Source organism: Ruegeria sp. AF1 (assembly GCF_056542125.1).
The window spans coordinates 483,076-500,683 of sequence record NZ_JBQFZG010000001.1 but is presented as its reverse complement, the minus strand read 5'-3'; the positions used below and the strand labels follow the sequence as shown (position 1 = coordinate 500,683).

16 protein-coding genes are annotated in these 17,608 nt (G+C 57.8%); 8 read left to right on the top strand and 8 right to left on the bottom strand.

The features are described from left to right. Window positions 1-26 precede the first annotated feature (26 nt). On the bottom strand, window positions 27-245 hold the full coding sequence (locus ACR0BK_RS02435; RefSeq protein WP_480553657.1) for a hypothetical protein: 219 nt from the start codon (window positions 243-245) through the stop codon (window positions 27-29). Between the two features lie 4 nt (window positions 246-249). Next, window positions 250-2,067: an extracellular solute-binding protein gene (locus ACR0BK_RS02430; RefSeq protein WP_480553655.1), complete on the bottom strand. Its 1,818-nt coding sequence runs from the start codon at window positions 2,065-2,067 to the stop codon at window positions 250-252. A 300-nt stretch (window positions 2,068-2,367) separates the two neighbouring features. Between ACR0BK_RS02430 and ACR0BK_RS02425 the strand changes: the two genes are divergently transcribed. Together ACR0BK_RS02425 and ACR0BK_RS02420 are read left to right on the top strand one after the other, a co-directional pair. Further along, complete coding sequence (locus ACR0BK_RS02425) at window positions 2,368-3,141, top strand: 3-hydroxybutyrate dehydrogenase (protein ID WP_480553653.1); 774 nt, start codon at window positions 2,368-2,370, stop codon at window positions 3,139-3,141. Window positions 3,142-3,205: 64 nt separating this feature from the next. Then, window positions 3,206-4,231: a patatin-like phospholipase family protein gene (locus ACR0BK_RS02420; RefSeq protein WP_480553651.1), complete on the top strand. Its 1,026-nt coding sequence runs from the start codon at window positions 3,206-3,208 to the stop codon at window positions 4,229-4,231. Here the strand turns inward: ACR0BK_RS02420 and ACR0BK_RS02415 are convergent, their stop codons facing one another. The 3 genes from ACR0BK_RS02415 to ACR0BK_RS02405 all read right to left on the bottom strand — a co-directional run bounded on the left by ACR0BK_RS02415 (window position 4,232) and on the right by ACR0BK_RS02405 (window position 6,779). Further along, complete coding sequence (locus tag ACR0BK_RS02415; RefSeq protein ID WP_480553649.1) at window positions 4,232-4,912, bottom strand: DUF502 domain-containing protein; 681 nt, start codon at window positions 4,910-4,912, stop codon at window positions 4,232-4,234. It abuts the gene before it with no gap. Window positions 4,913-4,977: 65 nt separating this feature from the next. Next, entirely contained in the window at window positions 4,978-5,889 is a 912-nt protein-coding gene (locus ACR0BK_RS02410) for a pseudouridine-5'-phosphate glycosidase (protein WP_480553647.1), read from the bottom strand. Continuing rightward, window positions 5,886-6,779 carry a PfkB family carbohydrate kinase gene (locus ACR0BK_RS02405; protein ID WP_480553645.1) on the bottom strand — a complete coding sequence of 298 codons (894 nt, stop codon included), beginning with the start codon at window positions 6,777-6,779 and terminating at the stop codon, window positions 5,886-5,888. Before ACR0BK_RS02405 ends, ACR0BK_RS02410 begins: the two co-directional genes overlap by 4 nt. 170 nt (window positions 6,780-6,949) lie before the next feature. Here ACR0BK_RS02405 and ACR0BK_RS02400 point away from each other — a divergent pair, with 170 nt between their 5' ends. Continuing rightward, window positions 6,950-8,092 (top strand): hypothetical protein, encoded by a 1,143-nt coding sequence (locus tag ACR0BK_RS02400; protein ID WP_480553643.1) that lies wholly within the window; start codon window positions 6,950-6,952, stop codon window positions 8,090-8,092. On the opposite strand, the gene ACR0BK_RS02395 is transcribed toward ACR0BK_RS02400, so the two are convergent. Further along, window positions 8,089-8,709 (bottom strand): thiamine phosphate synthase, encoded by a 621-nt coding sequence (locus tag ACR0BK_RS02395; protein WP_480553641.1) that lies wholly within the window; start codon window positions 8,707-8,709, stop codon window positions 8,089-8,091. The genes ACR0BK_RS02400 and ACR0BK_RS02395 overlap by 4 nt on opposite strands. 154 nt (window positions 8,710-8,863) lie before the next feature. On the opposite strand from ACR0BK_RS02395, the gene ACR0BK_RS02390 reads away from it, so the two are divergent. The 4 genes from ACR0BK_RS02390 (at window position 8,864) to yghX (ending at window position 13,246) form a co-directional block, all read left to right on the top strand. Further along, window positions 8,864-9,607: an RNA methyltransferase gene (locus ACR0BK_RS02390; protein ID WP_480473016.1), complete on the top strand. Its 744-nt coding sequence runs from the start codon at window positions 8,864-8,866 to the stop codon at window positions 9,605-9,607. Window positions 9,608-9,666: 59 nt separating this feature from the next. Continuing rightward, window positions 9,667-10,812: a heme A synthase gene (gene ctaA / locus ACR0BK_RS02385; protein WP_480517201.1), complete on the top strand. Its 1,146-nt coding sequence runs from the start codon at window positions 9,667-9,669 to the stop codon at window positions 10,810-10,812. 4 nt (window positions 10,813-10,816) lie between these two features. Beyond that, entirely contained in the window at window positions 10,817-12,286 is a 1,470-nt protein-coding gene (locus tag ACR0BK_RS02380; RefSeq protein ID WP_480517199.1) for a carboxypeptidase M32, read from the top strand. Between the two features lie 63 nt (window positions 12,287-12,349). Further along, a complete protein-coding gene (yghX, locus tag ACR0BK_RS02375) occupies window positions 12,350-13,246 on the top strand; it encodes a YghX family hydrolase (RefSeq protein ID WP_480517197.1) in 897 nt (298 codons plus the stop codon). 42 nt (window positions 13,247-13,288) lie between these two features. Here yghX and gyrA read toward each other — a convergent pair whose 3' ends face one another. Next, on the bottom strand, window positions 13,289-15,979 hold the full coding sequence (gene gyrA / locus ACR0BK_RS02370) for a DNA gyrase subunit A (protein WP_480553885.1): 2,691 nt from the start codon (window positions 15,977-15,979) through the stop codon (window positions 13,289-13,291). 222 nt (window positions 15,980-16,201) lie between these two features. On the opposite strand from gyrA, the gene ACR0BK_RS02365 reads away from it, so the two are divergent. Next, complete coding sequence (locus ACR0BK_RS02365) at window positions 16,202-16,471, top strand: usg protein (RefSeq protein ID WP_267366492.1); 270 nt, start codon at window positions 16,202-16,204, stop codon at window positions 16,469-16,471. A gap of 111 nt (window positions 16,472-16,582) precedes the next feature. Here the strand turns inward: ACR0BK_RS02365 and ACR0BK_RS02360 are convergent, their stop codons facing one another. Next, entirely contained in the window at window positions 16,583-17,536 is a 954-nt protein-coding gene (locus ACR0BK_RS02360; RefSeq protein ID WP_480517191.1) for a radical SAM protein, read from the bottom strand. Between the last annotated feature and the right edge of the window lie 72 nt (window positions 17,537-17,608).

Here is a 17,608-nt window from a genome sequence, read left to right as displayed (position 1 = left end):
GCAGGCCGAAGGCCCGTCTCATGGGATCATCCGGCGTCCGACATGGCCTGCATGTGGTGCTGCGATTTGTCGTCGCCAAACGTATACCTGAATGTGATGGCAATGTGCTGATTTCCGCCGACAGGCGTGGTTTTCATGGGCCAATCGGGCAGGAAGAGCAAAGGAATCGTGTATTTCAAGGCGTCCGCCAACACTCCGCGGTGAACAGCCGGTGTTGTACAAAACCCGGCTGCCCTGATGTTCATGTGACTACCCGGCGACGTACCACCACACTTCCGGCATGTATTGCGGTCCATCGCCATAGATTGGCACAGTGTCGGGGAACCTGAGCTCGCGTATGTGGGCAATCCGCCCGACATCAAAACTCCAGATCGGGATGACATAGCGACCGGCCGTCAGAACCCGGTCAAGCGCGCGGGTTGCCGCGGTGAAATCTTCACGTGTTTCCGAGGCAAGCATGGCGTCAATCATCGCATCAACAGCGGGCGAGGCCACGCCCATCAGGTTGCGTGTGCCGGGTGTGTCCGCGTTCTCGCTTCCCCAATACAAACGCTGTTCATTGCCGGGAGACAGTGAAAGAGCACGCCGGAAAGGCGTAACATCAAAATCCAGTTCCCCAGTGCGCCCGACATACTGCGCGTTGTCGACCTGTTCCGTCGTAACCTGAATGCCAAGCCGTTCCAGAGCGCGGGAATAAATCTCGACCACCGACGCCATCTCGCTGTCACCCTGCTGCAGCAAGACCGTCATTTTGAACGGGTCACCATTCGTGTTGCGCAAGACTCCGTCCTGAACGGTCCAACCCGCTTCGGTCAACAGTTTGGTGGCTTTGCGAATATTTGCGCGGTTGCGGGCTGAACCGTCGCCCTTCGGCAGTTCATACCCTTCCAGCGTGCCGGGGATCAGATCCGAGGCAAAGGGTTCCAGCAGGGCTTTTACCTGCCCTTGGGCCGGTCCGGGCTGCATGGCCAGGTCCGAGCCTGAAAAGTAGGACGTGATCCTTGGCTGCGCCCCACCAGTGATCGTGTCGTTGATGAACTCGAAGTTGAAGGCCAGCGTCATGGCCTCGCGAACGCGCCAGTCGTCGAACGGGGCTTTGCGGGTATTCATCACGAACCCGGTCATGCCTGACGGTTTGCCATGCGGGATCTCGGTCTTGATGACATCGCCGCGCTGAACGGCGGGGAAGCTGTATTGCGTGTCCCATTTGTCGCCGTTGAACTCACGCACCGCTGATAGCTCGCCAGCTTTGAAGGCCTCGAACAGGACGCTGCCGTCGCCGTAGAACTCGATCCGCATTTCATCCAGATTCATGGTGCCGCGACGGAACGGGATATCCTGCCCCCAATACTCAGGGTTGCGACGAAGGTTCACATAGCGCCCCGCCTCGTAGCTTTCGATCACATAGGGGCCGGTTCCGATTGGGACATCGTGCAAGGCGGCGTCGGCAAATTTCTTGTCCTTCCACTGCGCCTTTTGGAGGACCGGACGCATCCCTGCGAGCAGGGCAAGTTCGCGATCCGGCACGTTGAAAGTAATCCGAACCGAACGCGGGCCGGTCTGTTCGATCCTGTCGATTTTGTCCCAAAAACCGCGATAGCGCAGATGCCCCTGAGTGCCGAGCGTCTCGTATGACCAGATCACGTCGTCAATCGTGACCGGGCTGCCGTCGGAAAACCGGGCCTCTTCCCGCAGGGTAAATTCAACCCATGACCGGTCGGGAGCCGTCTCAACTGATTCGGCTAACAGCCCGTAAAGTGTGAAAGGTTCGTCCCAGGATCGCCCCATCAGGCTTTCATGGGTCCAAAATGGCAATTGCCAGGGCGAGGTGCCTTTTTGCAAAAACGGGTTCAGGCTGTTATAGCCGCCAGTATTTCCGAAAACGACTTTGCCGCCTTTGGGCGCATCGGGGTTGGCATAGGGTAGGGACACAAAATCCGGTGGTAGGGCCGGGTCTCCATACATAGCTATGCCATGAGACGATTCTGCATGGGCGGACGAGATCATCAAAATGCTGGCGATTCCCGCCGCAAGTGGTCGAAACGGTCGGAGAAAATCCGGGCTCATTTTGGAAACAATCCTGCTCTGGCCTTATTTTGTTGGGATTCACCGTAGTGATGATTTTTCATATTATCAAACTTTTAGCTTGGACGAAGGCGTGGAATTGCTTATAAAGGATGCACTGCTCGATAGGTTTCTTGCCTGTATGAAACCTGCCTCAATAACTTAACGCCCGCTTCGTGCGGGCGTTTTTTTTGGCTGCTTGAGAAGTGTCAGGCTGGGATTTCAGACCAGTGTGTTTCCCCGTTTTCTTTGCAGGTGCAGCATGGCATTGTGCACCAAATCATCGCATCAGGGAGAACGGTCATGAGCCTTTCCGGCAAAACAGCAATCATCACTGGGTCTAATTCTGGCATCGGTCTGGGGGTCGCGCGCGAGCTGGCGAAGGCCGGAGCAGATGTCGTCCTTAATTCCTTTACGGACCGTGACGAAGATCACGCGTTGGCTGCTGAGATTGCCAAAGAGACCGGAACCAACGCGCGTTACATCAAGGCGGACATGTCAAGAGGCGATGAGTGCCGCGCGCTGATTGAGCAGGCCGGATCTTGCGACATACTTGTGAACAACGCGGGCATTCAGTTTGTGTCCCCGATCGATCAGTTCCCGGTGGATAAATGGGATGCGATTATTGCGATCAACATGAACTCGGCCTTTCACACGACCGCGGCCGCACTGCCGATGATGCGCAAAGCGGGATGGGGTCGTATCGTGAATATCGCCTCGGCGCATGGTTTGACGGCGTCGCCGTTCAAGGCAGCCTATGTTGCCGCCAAGCACGGGGTGGTGGGGATGACCAAGACCGTTGCCTTGGAAACGGCGCAAGAACCGATCACCTGCAACGCCATTTGCCCGGGCTATGTGCTGACGCCTCTGGTCGAGGCCCAGATCCCGAACACGATGAAAGAATACAATATGAGCCGCGAGGAGGTCGTGAAAAACGTGCTTCTTGAACGGCAACCTTCCAAGGAATTCGCCTCCGTTGAGCAACTGGGCGGGACAACCATTTTCCTGTGCTCGGACGCGGCGGCGCAGATCACGGGAACCACGATTTCTGTCGATGGCGGCTGGACCGCCTTGTGATTGGCCTTGGGGGCGCTGCCCCCAAACCCCCGGAGTATTTCTGAAAAGATGAAGGGTGAGGGCGGTGATACGGATCAATCTGGCTTTGCAGGGCGGCGGTGCGCATGGGGCATTCACCTGGGGTGTGCTTGACCGGCTGCTGGATGAGGAAGACATCGAGGTTGCTGCGATCACTGGAACATCCGCCGGTGCGTTGAACGGTGCGGCGTTCAAATCGGGGATGGTTCATTCAGGACGTGAGGGTGCGCGCGCGCAACTGGATGGGCTTTGGAGGCGTATGGGCGCGATTGGTGACATGCGTATCGCCAATTGGTTTCGCAGGTTGGAACCGGCTGTAATCGCGCAGGCGATGGAATATTCGGTGCCGTTTTCCTTCGGTGATGCCTGGTCGCGGATGGTGTCGCCTTATGCTTATGGTCCATTCTACAGCAATCCGCTGGAGCCGGTGGTGGACAGGTTCAATTTTGCGGAAGTTTGCGCCGATGCGGGACCCCGCCTGTTTGTGTGCGCCACCTGTGTGAGAAGCGGCAAGATCCGCGTGTTTACCGGGGAGGAAGTCTCGACAGATGCCATTTTGGCTTCGGCCTGCCTGCCGACCCTGTTCAAGGCTGTCGAGATATTTGATCCAAAGACAGACCGGATCGAGGCCTATTGGGATGGCGGTTATACTGGTAATCCGGCGCTCTATCCGCTGTTCAACAATGATCTGCCGGATGATGTGGTGATCGTGAATATCAACCCGTTGGAGCGCGACGCGGTGCCGGTCACACCGCAGCAGATCCAGAACCGGATAAACGAGATCAGCTTCAATTCATCCCTGTTTCGCGAATTGCGGGCAATCAGCTTTGTTCAACGGCTTCTGAAAGAGGGCAAGCTGAAGGCCGGGGACATGAGCCGCGTTCTGGTGCATATGATTGCCGATAACGAGTTGATGAGCAGCCTGTCTGTTGCCACTAAAACCGTGCCCAACCCGGTTATTTTGCACAAGCTGAAACAGGCGGGGCGGGTAGCGGCGGATCGTTTTCTGGCCAAGCATAAGAGTGATCTGGGTCAGACCAGTACTGTCGATCTGCCAGCTATGTTCGGTTAATCACTCGGGCGGTTGCGTGGGGTCTTTTTCGTTGGGATAAACGAGCCCGGCCGAAATCACCAGTTTCGCGGCATCCTCTATTGTCATGTCCAGCATAATTACGTCTTCCATCGGGAAAAACAGCAAAAAGCCCGAGGTCGGGTTGGGTGTAGTCGGGACAAAAACGCTGAGCAGCTCTCCTCCAGTTTCCGCGCGTTTGCTGATTTCGCCTTTGGCGGTTGTCGAGACGAATCCAATGGCCCAGATCCCGCGGCGGGGATACTGGATCAGGCATGCCTTTTCAAAAGAGCGTTCGGTTTGGGCAAATACGGTTTCCGAGATCTGTTTGATCCCGGAATAGATCGAGCGGACGACCGGCATCCGATCTACCACGCTTTCAGCGAACAGGATCAGGGACCGGCCCAGAATTCCTTTTGCGATCCACCCTACGATAACGGTAAAGATCAGGAAGATCACGACGCCCACGCCGCGCAGGTTGATACCGACGTAACGTTCCGGTTGGAATTGATGAGGAACCAGTGGCAGGACCGCACTGTCGATCCAACCGACTACCGACCAGATCAGCCAGACCGTCAGCCAGACCGGCGCAATGACAACCAGCCCCGTCAGGAACGACGCGCGCAGCCGTGCCAGCATGCCGGGGCGGCGATGAAGCGGTTCTTCGTCGAACGGTGTATTCATCTTGGATCCGAGTGGTTATCGGGATTTAGGTAGTCAATCGGTAGCCTTGGCACAATAGGCTTGCGTTATCCCTGTTCTACCAGTGCCCGTGCAATCGCCGCCGCGAGGCGCGCATTGTTGCGCACAAGGGCAATGTTGGCAGTCAGCGAACGGCATTCGGTCTTTTCAAAGATACGTTGCAGCAGATAGGGCGTCACATCTTTTCCGGTAATCCGATGCGCATCAGCATCAGCCTGTGCCTCGGCGATGATGGGGGCCAGTATTTCGGCAGGGATCTGATCCGCGATCGGGATCGGGTTGGCCACCAGCTGCCCGCCAGGCAGGCCCAATGCGCGACGGGTTGCATGGGCCTTGGCGATAGCTTCTGGAGTGTCCATGCGCAGGGGGGCAGCATAGGGTGACTTTGCAGACCAGAAGGCAGGAAACGCATCCTGACCATGGGCGATGACTGGAACCCCCAGCGTTTCCAGAACCTCAAGGGTTTTGGCCAGATCAAGGATAGCCTTGGCTCCGGCTGCGACGACGGTGACCGGTGTATGGCCAAGTTCGTGCAGATCAGCCGAGATGTCGAACGTGGTTTCGGCGCCCTGATGCACGCCACCGATGCCGCCTGTAGCAAACACCTCGATCCCGGCGTAATGCGCGGCGATCATAGTGGCGGCGACGGTTGTGGCTCCGGTGCCGCCGGTCGAGATGCAGGCCGCCATATCCGCGCGCGAGATTTTGGCAACGCCTTGCGTCTGACCCAGCCATTGCAACTGGTCCGGCTCGAGCCCCACATGCAATTTGCCTTCAATCACCGCCATGGTTGCCGGAACCGCCCCCGCATCGCGGATGTCCTGTTCGACCTGAGCCGCAACTTCGACGTTTTGCGGGTAGGGCATGCCGTGGGTGATGATGGTGCTTTCCAGCGCAACGATGGGACGGCCCGCTTCCTTGGCGGCGCGGACCTCGGCAGAATATTGGATGTCGATCACAGTGGGGTTTCTCCGGAAACGTAGGTTGCTGCGGCATGCAGAGCGCGGGTTAGAGCCTCGTCACTTGATGCGCCGCCGGATTCTGAGGCGATATGAGCCGCCATGAAGGTATCCCCGGCACCGGTCACACGGGTGACCAGAACGGAGGGGGGTGTTTGGGTCAGAATTTCGTCTGAACTACCGACCGTGGCCGAGCTGCCGCCATCGGTGACCAGCACGCGTAGCGCGCCACGATCCAGAAGGCCTTTTGCGGCAGATTCAGAATCGGTGAATTCGCGCTGGCACAATATTCCTGCCTCTTCGAGGTTCACATAAAGCGTGGCGCGGGCGTGTTTCAGGAAGGGCAATAGGCGCTCGGCCTTACCGGGCGAGGCCGGGGCAACACGCAGATCGGCACGGGCGAAAGCAGGGCTTTGGGCGATTTCTTCCAGCAGGTTCAGGGTCAGGTTTCCGTCAAGTGCAATGGCGCCCTCAAAGGGCATGTTTTCATAACCAATCGGGCCGTGCATCAGCGGACGCAGGATCTTTGCGCCAGCGGCTTCCAGCGAATGCGCGTCGGCAATGGCCGCGATCAACCCGTTGGCACCTTCGACGGCCATATACCGGTCGGTTGGCAGGTCCTGCGAGCGATAGATGTGATCCGTGATCATGCCGAGGCGGGAGCAGGCATGAATCAGTTCGTCGCCCTCGGGGTCACGACCGATGGCAGTCAGCAGGGTGGGCGTCATACCAAAACGCACCAGCGTCATGGCTATGTTCATCGCAACACCACCCGGCAGGCGAGTAATCCGGCCGGGCACGTCCGAGCCATGCCGCATGGCACTGGCTGATCGTCCGATCACGTCCCACAGGACCGAGCCGATACACAGGATATTACTGTTCTGAGTCATAAAGGACGTCATGCCGCAGCGGTGATGCCCATGCAAGTCAGAACGTTACCGCAATCAGAGATTTACGATCCACAGGTCCCATATACCCTTTGGGCTTGCGATCTGCGGCCTTCGCGGGAACAATCGAAAGCAATGATTGGTGATTTGATTTTCCTGTTGGAGCTTTTCGTATGAATGGCCCTGCTTTCCGCGCCATCTTTCGAACCCTCAAAACCTGTGCCCTGAGTTTTTTTGTTCTTGCAACTTTATATCCCGGATCGGGCAGGGCGCAATCCGCCCCGCCGACCGTTGTTGATTTCTGGATCAAGTCCAACACTCTGTTTCTTGAGTTGAAATGGAATGCCGAGGCCATGTTGACCGGGAACAATCCCGCGCAGCCCGCTGCGTTTTCCAACGATCCAAACTACAAATCCTTGCGGCGAATGGTTTCGTCTGAGCTGGAACCCCAGATCAAAGAGTTCGTTCATCTCTGGAAACAAAATCTTGTCGTGGAGGCACCAGAGCGATTGAGTTTGTCTTATGAAGGCGTGCGTATCCCTGTTGTGGGAGATACGGAGAAAGTGCGGGTTTCCAAACTGTTGCTGACTGCTCCTTTGCCCGATCAGGCGTCAAACCTGCGTCTGACCTGGCCGTCAGAAAGCGGACCAATCGTTCTGCGACAGCAAAATGTCGCGGCGCCATACACCGGGTATTTGGCTGCCGGTGAAGCCAGCCCGCTGATCCCCTTGCAAGGCGGGGCGTCTCTGACAACGCAACAAACATTGCAGACATATTTCACAAAAGGGGTCGATCAGTTTCTCCGAAACCCAATTAAGCCATCCATTCTTGTTTTGGCGCTAGTGTTTCTGTCTTTGAAATTGCGCCCGGTGGTATCTCAACTGGTTTTCCTTTCAGCGGGCGCCCTGATCGGGCTTGGGCTGGGATTGTATGGCGTATTGGATGCAGGAAAAGTGAGCGAGGCCCCTGTTCTGGTTGCTTCGACCATCGTTCTGGCGCTGTGGAACCTGGTTGCCCGGCGATTGCAGGTCTGGCGTTTGTTGGCGGTTCTCGCCATTGGCGGTTTTCAAGGTCTGGTAATTGCCTCGAACCTGATCGGGATCGGGGTGCCACCAGATCATTTGCCCCCGGCCATCCTGGGCTTTGGCGCCGGGAGTATTCTGCCGCTTGTTGTTGTGGCCCTTGCTGGGCTTGCTCTGTCGCTTTTGTTTTCTGGCGGCTCGCACCGAACCCGAGGCCGGATATCGGTTCTGGCCTCGATGTTGATTGCAGGTGCCGGGGTCTTTTGGATTGTCGAGCCTTGGGTGCTGGGTTAAGGCAACGCCGCCAGCAGCGTTTTCAGCGCCGCCAGCGGATCGTCACTGCCCCAGATCTCATCGCCAATGCCAAAGAAATCAGTGCAGGGGGCCAGGTCGCGGATCAGTTCGGGTGTCAGCCCACCTTCGGCCACAACCGGAACCTCAATCATCTCGGACCACCATTGGAACAGGTCCTTTTCGGCGCGGGTTCCGTCCCTCAGTTTGGCCGATCCGACAGGACCGAAGGCCACATAATCCGCTCCGTTTTCGCCAGCAGTCATACCATCATGGCTCGACGCGCCGCAAAAGCTTCCGACGATTGCATCAGCGCCCAGTTCCTTGCGCGCGGTGCGGACCGAGCGTGCAGCATCATCCAAATGCACCCCGTCCAGCCCCAGACGCTGCGCCAGCAATACATGGTTCGAGATTACGATGGCCACGTCGCGCGCGTGGGCGATTTCACGGCAAGCGTCGGCCGCGCGAGCGATGGTATCTTCGTCACTTCCGGCCAACGCGAGGCGGACACAGGCAATCTCGACCCCGTCCAGCACAGTCGCCAGCTTGTTCGTGAACGTGCTCAACTCGATAGTCGGAGGCGTGATCAGGTAAATCTGCGGCTGCTCGGGGGTGTCCATGGGCGCGTCCTTCGGCTTTCAGTCTTTGGCGCGGTTTAGCGGATTGCGGCTGGGAAGCAAACTTTTATGGTCAAGAGCCTGCAAATAACGCCCTTGCGCCTTGCCCTGCAAGAGCCTGCCAATTACAGCAGGCCAAGTTTTCTTAAGGTGAGCCATGCCCAGCGACAAACCCCAGCCTTCCTTCGTTCTTGTGCGCCCGCAGATGGGTGAAAACATCGGCGCTGCTGCGCGGGCGATGTGGAACTTTGGGCTGGACCGGATGCGTATTGTAGCCCCCCGTGACGGCTGGCCGAACCCCAAAGCGGTGGCAATGTCCAGCGGTGCAGGGCGCTTGCTGGATGAGGCGCAGTTGTTTGATGATCTGGCCGGATCGCTGGCCGACAGCACGTTTGTCTTCGCCACAACAGCTCGTCAGCGGGGCTTGACCAAACCTGTCTACAGCCCCGAACACGCAATGAGGATTGCCGCCGAAAAGATCGCTGCGGGCGAGAAGGTTACAGTTCTGTTCGGCCCTGAACGCGCGGGGCTAGAGAATGAAGACATCGCCAAGGCCAACGCGATCATCTCGGTGCCGGTGAACCCGGAATATGCCTCGCTGAACCTTGGTCAATGCGTATTGCTGACCGCCTATGAGTGGATGCGCCAGACCGGGGATGTAGTGCATGAGTCGACCGACCTGGGCAAAGGCGACTGGGCCACGGGGATCGAAGTCGAAAAACTTGTCGAGCACTACGAGGACAGGCTGGAGGAGGCGGGGTTCTTCTACCCTCCCGAAAAGGCCGAAGGGATGAAGGTTAACCTGCGCAACCTGTGGTCGCGGATGCGGATGACACGGGCCGATGTGCAGATGTTGCACGGGATCATGCGGCAGATGGTCCGCTGGAAGGATAAAGGCTGAGGCTGGACCTATCTTCACCCAAGCCCTAGCTTGTGGCGAAATCAGGACATGAGGACAGCATGAGCGGTAAGCGCAGCATCTTCGAAGAGGTCACGGACACCGAAAAACAACAGGCGGTTCAACCCGGTATGATCGACCGGGGGCGCGGCGGCGCGCGCAACGCGATCCGCATCTGGCTGATGATCCTGTTTGCTCTGGTCGTTGTGATGATCGCGGTTGGCGGCCTGACGCGCCTGACTGACAGCGGCCTCTCGATCACCGAATGGCGCCCGATCACCGGAGCTTTGCCGCCGATGACCGAGGCGGACTGGCATGCAGAGTTCGACAAGTACAAGCAGATTGACCAATGGCGCATCCAGAACCAGTGGATGGAGTTGGGTGACTTCAAATCCATCTATTGGTGGGAATGGGGCCATCGTCAGTTGGGTCGCATGATCGGTCTGGTCTGGGCCGTTGGATTTCTGACCTTTCTTCTCTCCCGCAAGATCCCGACAGGGTGGACGGGAAAGTTGATCGTTCCGGGTCTTCTTGGCGGTCTGCAGGGCGCTGTTGGTTGGTGGATGGTGGCCTCGGGCGTCACCCAGGGTGAAGGCATGACGGCTGTTGCAAGTTACCGTCTGGCAATACACTTGGGGCTGGCCTTTGTGATCCTGGGAGCCCTAGCCTGGTACATCTTTGAACTCGGCCGGGAAGAACGTGATCTGATGCAGGCGCGCCGGGCCAAAGAGGTCAGGCTGTTTTCATTGTCCACAGGGCTGATGCATTTCGCCTTTTTACAAATACTCATTGGCGCGCTTGTCGCCGGGATCGACGCCGGGCGGTCTTACACCGACTGGCCGCTGATGGGGGGGCACGTGCTGCCCCCGGATGCGACTATGTTGGAACCGATGTGGCGAAATTTCTTTGAAAGCCCCGGTCTGGTACAGTTCATCCATCGCTGTGCGGGGTATCTGCTGTTCATCTTTGCCGTCGTCGTCTGGCGACGTGGTGGCGGCAGCGCGCATCCGCAGACACGTTTTGCCTTTAACGCTGCTTTCGCCGCGCTTACGTTACAGGTCGTCGTCGGCATCGTGACCGTGGTTTATGGCGCGCCATGGCAGATCGCTATCTTCCACCAGTTTATGGCCGTTATCGTCTGGACGCTGATCCTGCGCGCGCGGTTCCTCACGGCTTATCCAATCGCAACATCTGTGCGCGGAGTTTAAAACTATGACCGCTTTCAATGAACTGATGACCTTTCAGCGGGAAACTTCGGCTTTGGGCCAGATCGCCGGTCGGCTTGGCTGGGATCAGGAAACCGTCATGCCGCGCGGCGCAGCGCCTCAGCGTGCCGAAGAAATGGCAGCTATCGAATCTGTCCTGCACGCGCGCCGTTCCGATCCTCGTGTTGCCGAATGGCTGGATCAGGCCGCACCTCAGGATGAGGTCGGCAAGGCGCAGATGCGTGAAATCCGGCGCGCATATGATCGCGCGGTGAAGGTGCCTGCCGATCTGGCGACGGCGATTGCCCGTGTGACGTCCGCTGCACAGGGAAAGTGGGCGCAGGCGCGCGCAGACGAAGATGTCTCGGCCTTTCTTCCGGTTCTGGAAGAGGTCGTGTCGCTGAAACGACAGGAAGGCGAGGCGCTGGCGCAAGGGGGCGACGTATACGACGCCATGGCCGGAGATTACGAACCTTACACGACCAGCGCCCAGATCGCGGAAATCTTCGACCAGATGCGCCCACGACTGGTAGCCCTGCGTGCCGCCGTGCTGGAGCGGCCCGAGCCCGCTGCCCTGAACCGCAGTTTTGATGAGCAGACCCAGATGCGTCTGACACAAAAACTGGCGGTCGCCTTTGGCTATGACCTGAACAATGGCCGCGTGGACAAGGCGGTTCACCCATTCAGTTCCGGCAGCGGTCTTGACGTCCGCATCACCACGCGAACCAGCGAAACAGACCCGTTCAACTGTTTCTATTCCACCATTCACGAGGTGGGCCACGCCGCCTATGAACAGGGGATCGACGAGAAATACCTCCTGACACCGCTCGGGTCTGGCGTGTCGATGGGCGTGCATGAAAGCCAAAGCCGGATCTACGAAAACCAGTTGGGTCGGTCGCGGGCCTTTACCGGATGGTTGTTCGAACAAATGAAAGAGGCGTTCGGCGATTTCGGCATTGCCGATCCGGACGCGTTTTATGCGACGGTCAACCGCGTCCATAACGGCTATATCCGCACCGAGGCGGATGAGGTCCAATACAATCTGCACATCATGCTGCGGTTTGATCTGGAACGCGCGCTGATGGCCGGAGACTTGCAGGTCGGCGATCTGGAGGCCGCCTGGAATGATCGGTTCAAGGCAGATTTCGGTTATGCGGTCGACAAGCCCTCGAACGGTTGTTTGCAGGATGTGCACTGGTCGGTTGGGCTGTTCGGTTACTTCCCGACCTACTCGCTGGGCAATGTCTATGCTGGGTGCCTCTATCAGGCCTTGCGCGTCTCTGAACCCGATCTTGACGCGCAACTGGCCCGAGGCGACACGTCCGGCGCGACCGGCTGGTTGCGTGAGCATGTGCAGCAGCATGGCGGCCTTTATGCACCGCGCGAGGTGATTGCCCGTGCCAGCGGTGTTGAACCCGGACCGGACCCATTGCTAAGCTATCTTGAGGCCAAGTTCGGCGCGCTCTACGATTTGTGAGTTTCCGAATTGCCTCCCAAGCGTTAGAATCGGTGCACCGATACCATCGCCTGGGAGGCAACGATGACCGGAAAAGCCCGCAAGAAAGCCAGTGATTTTGATCCGCGTATCCTCGAGATATTCGACGGATATGTGCACGGCACGATGTCCAAGCGTGAGTTCATCTCAAAAGCCGGTAAATACACGGCTGCTGGAGTGACAGGCGCAATGATTCTGGACCAGTTGCAACCTAATTACGCCTGGGCGCAACAGGTGGCCCCGGACGATCCCGCGATCCAAACCATGGTGGTCGCATATGACAGCCCGGATGGGCATAGCGAAACCAGCGGCCTGATGGCGATGCCGGCAAATGCCGAAGGTAAACTGCCTGCGGTACTGGTCGTGCACGAGAACCGGGGTCTAAACCCTTATATCGAGGACGTTGTGCGCCGCGCGGCCAAGGCCGGTTTCCTGGCTTTTGGACCTGATGGGTTGTCCCCCCTTGGCGGCTATCCCGGTACTGATGAAGAAGGGCGCGAGATGCAGCGCTCGATGGACCGGGAAAAACTGATGGCGGATTTTTTTGCGGCTTTTGAGTTCTTACGTGATCACGAACTTTCGACAGGCAAGGTTGGCGCTGTCGGATTCTGCTATGGCGGAGGTGTTTGCAACGCCTTGGCCGTGGCCTATCCGGACCTTGCGGCCTCGGTGCCATTCTACGGTCGGCAACCACCAGCCGAAGATGTTCCGTCCATCGAAGCACCTCTTATGATTCACTATGCCGGTCTGGACGAGCGTATCAACGCTGGATGGCCTGCATATTCAGAGGCGTTGAAAGCCAATCAAAAGAAATTCAGCGTGCACTTCTATCCGGACGTCAATCACGGTTTTCACAACGATACGACGCCCAGGTATGACGAAGCCGCGGCAAATCTGGCATGGAGCCGGACCATCGCTTTTTTCAATGCCTACCTGACATGAACTGAACCCCGGGAATCGTCGAACCGGTGCCCGGGGTTACTGTCATTCTTCCTCGTCGCCCTGATCGGCGATCCACGCGACGCTGACGACTTCTTCGCCCTTGCCGGTATTGAATACCTTCACGCCACCTGCGGAACGTGAGCGGAACGAGATTCCATCGACCGGCACCCGGATAGATTGGCCTTTCGATGTGGCCAGCATGATCTGATCGTCGATCTCGACCGGGAAGGATGCAACCAAATCCCCACCGCGCATCGCTTTGTCCATCGCGGCTACGCCCATGCCGCCACGTCCGCGCACCGGGTAGTCGTGGCTTGAACTCAACTTGCCAGCACCACCGGCGGTGATGGTCAGGATCAGGTTTTCAGCCGCCGACATCTCGGCATATTTTTCCTGGCTAAAATCGCTGCTTGCTGCGGCTTCCTCCTCGTCACCAGCGTCTTCTTCGGTAAGCCCTGCAACTGCACGCCGCATCTTGAGATAGGCCACACGATCTTCGGGGGTCGCCTCGAAATGACGGATCACGGACATCGACACGACACGGTCACCGTTGGTCAGCCTGATCCCCCGGACACCTGTGGATTCGCGTGAGTTAAAGACTCGCACGTCGGTGGTCCGGAAACGGATCGCGCGGCCGGAATTGGTGACCAGCATCACGTCTTCGTCTTCTGAACAGATGCGTGCATTCACCAGTTCGACGCCGTCGGGCAGTTTCATCGCAATCTTGCCGTTGCGCCGGACATTGGTGAAGTCTGACAAGCGGTTACGACGCACGTCACCTGCGCTGGTGGCAAAGACGATCTGGAGGTTTTCCCATTCTTCGTCGGGTACATCCACGGGCATGATTGCGGCGATGGAAACACCGGTTGGGATCGGAAGAATGTTGACGATGGCCTTACCTTTGCCGGTACGCCCGGATTGGGGCAAGCGCCAGGTCTTGAGCTTGTAGACCATCCCATCTGTTGTGAAGAACAGCAGCTGAGTGTGGGTGTTTGCAACGAAGAGGTTGGTAACAACATCCTCTTCCTTGGTCTGCATCCCCGAAAGGCCCTTGCCACCGCGTTTCTGGGCGCGGAAATCTGCCAGCGGCGTTCGTTTGATATAGCCGCCCGAAGTGATGGTCACGACCATGTCTTCACGCTCGATCAGGTCTTCGTCTTCCATGTCGCCCGACCAGTCGACGATCTCAGTGCGGCGGTCGACCGCGAACTGTTCACGCACGCTGCGCAGCTCATCAGCGATGATGCTCATGATCCGTTCGCGTGAGGACAGAATATCAAGGTATTCCTTGATCTTGGCTGCCAGTTCTTCCAGTTCGTCCGTGACTTCTTTGACGCCCAATTGGGTCAGGCGCTGCAAGCGCAACTCCAGAATGGCGCGGGCCTGCACCTCGGTCAGGTTATAGGTGCCATCGTCATTCATCTTGGACAGAGGATCGTCGATCAGGCGCAGATAACTTTCGATTTCGGAGGCAGGCCAGCGGCGGGTCATCAGCTTTTCACGCGCTTGCGCCGCGTCCGCAGACGACCGGATCGTTGCGACCACTTCATCGACGTTGGACACTGCCACAGCCAGACCACACAGGATGTGGCTGCGTTCGCGCGCCTTGCGCAGGTCGTAGGCGGTGCGGCGGGCAACGACATCTTCACGGAAGTCGATGAACGAGGTCAGGAACCGGCGCAGGGTCAACTGCTCGGGGCGGCCACCATTCAGCGCCAGCATATTGCAGCCAAAGGAGGTCTGCATCGGCGAAAAGCGATAGAGCTGGTTCAGCACCACCTCGGGCGTCGCGTCACGTTTGAGCTCGACCACAACGCGCACACCGTTGCGGTCGGATTCGTCTTGTACATGGGCCACGCCTTCGATCCGCTTCTCGCGAACTGCCTCGGCGATCTTTTCAATCATCGCGGCCTTGTTCACCTGATAGGGAATCTCGTCGACAACGATGGCATAGCGGTCCTTGCGGATTTCTTCTACTCGGGTCTTGGCGCGGATGATGACGCTGCCACGGCCCTCCAGATAGGCCTTGCGCGCACCGGAACGCCCCAGCATCAGGCCACCGGTCGGAAAGTCGGGACCGGGGATGTATTCGATCAGCTGTTCTGATGTAAGGTCGGGATCGTCGATCAGCGCCAGAGTCGCATCGACCACTTCACCAAGGTTGTGCGGCGGAATGTTCGTCGCCATCCCCACGGCGATACCACCGGCGCCATTGACCAGCATGTTCGGGAAACGGGCCGGCAGAACCGTCGGTTCCCGGTCCTTGCCGTCATAGTTGTCCTGAAAATCAACCGTTTCTTTTTCGATATCAGCCAACAGGGAAGCGGCGGGCTTGTCCATCCGCACTTCGGTGTAGCGCATAGCCGCCGGGTTATCGCCGTCCATCGAGCCAAAGTTGCCCTGACCGTCCAGCAGCGGCAGCGACATCGAGAAATCCTGCGCCATCCGCACCAGTGCGTCATAGATCGCGCTGTCACCATGCGGGTGGTACTTACCCATCACGTCGCCCACCGGACGGGCCGATTTGCGGTACGACTTGTCGTGCGTGTTCCCCGTTTCGTGCATCGCATACAGAATGCGGCGGTGCACCGGTTTCAGCCCGTCGCGCAAATCAGGGATCGCGCGGCTAACGATGACCGACATGGCATAGTCCAGATAGGATGTGCGCATTTCGGATTCGATGGAAACCGTCGGGCCGTCGTAGACTGGGCGCTCGGGCGGGGTTTCATCCATGTTTTCAGGAATTTCTGGCGTATCGCTCACGTAAACTGCCCGTGTCTTGTTCTGGGTCTATATCTTGTGGGTGTATCTTATCAGACCCGGCACATAAGGTGCAAGCAAGCAGCGCCTTTACGGGGATTTTCCGCGGTAATACTCAAGTAACATATTGTTATATAAGTATTAGAAGTTTTTCGTGGTATCTTGAATGGACCTTGTATCAAGCAGGAGGTCTGCATGAACCCAAGCGAAACCGAATTGATGCTCAAGGGGTACGGGCTGACAACGGCTGAGTTTTTCTATCATATGCCCGACTATATCCACGTCTTGAACACGTTCATCTGGCAGGATTACGACCTTGCGCCGGATCATCCGAAACTGTTCAAATTCATCGACTTCTGGCAGCGCGAAATCGAAGGCCCGCTGCATTCGGTCAAATTCACCCATCGCAAAATGATCGCACCGGGTGAGTGGCGCAACATGGTGGGCGAGTTTCGTGTGAACTGAGCGAGAGGCAGGTACGAGTTCCGTTGGTGCATGCTCTTCAATCATTGAAGCGAAATGGTCGGCGCGTGTCTGATGATCCGTCCGAAGCGAAATCAGGAATTCCTGAATCGTTCAGCCAGAGCAACTGGCACCGCCCAGCACGCAGAATTTGGCACAATGGGGGTGGTTCAGGTGAACGTCAGCCTCGGATTCGGCCAGAGAATGCCCCATCTCGAACTCCGACTCGTAGGGCAACAGGGTGCAGGCCAACACGGCAGGCCGGTCAGCGCCTTTCCGTTTCACCACCATGCGGGCGCTGGCGCACATCAATGCATCGGGTGATTTGTTCAGTATTCCCCAGCAAGCCGTTGTAATCTCGGGAACTTCGACAGTTTCGTCCATTTCCGGGAACAGGACGGTCCGAGCCGGGTTATGCGGGTCAATGTCAAAGCCGTGCTCTGTAAAGAATGCGGCATAACCCGCGCGACTTTCCGTGTCAGACTCACCCCAAACGGTGCGCCCGGCAACAGCCATGTTAAAGCCGTGATCGCGCAGCCACTTCATACCCGTCAGGGTTTTTTCAAAGCTCCCCTTGCCGCGTTCAAGGTCGTGCAGTTCTGCGCGGTAATGATCGACGGAAACACGCAGGGTCAGCTTGTCATTGAAAGTCCTTTGCAATGCCAGTAGCCCGTCGCGCACCTTGCGGCGCATCATCGGGGCCATCGCGTTGGTCAGGATCAGAACTTCGTATCCACGCTCCAGCGCGGCGCGGGTCATATCGATCATCTCGGGGTTCATAAAGGGCTCGCCGCCCGTAAAACCGATTTCACGCACAGGCCAATTGCGGGCTTCGATCTGATCCAGGTAGTCACGAACCTCGTCTGCAGTGATATAAACCAGTGCGTCATTGGTCGGGCTGCTGGCGATATAGCAGCTTACGCATTCAATATTGCACAGCGTGCCGGTGTTGAACCACAGGGTCTGAGGGTTGGTCAGGGAAACCTTTGCGCGGGTCTGGCCATCGGCCGTTACCAGTTTACGCTGAAACTTGCCGATATTGGCAAGCTGAGGGGCGTTGTCTTTCATTCCCGCATCCGGTTCGTTGAAGTCATCAAACTGATCTAGCCCTTTGTCGCGGATTTGGTAAGTCTGGTGCAG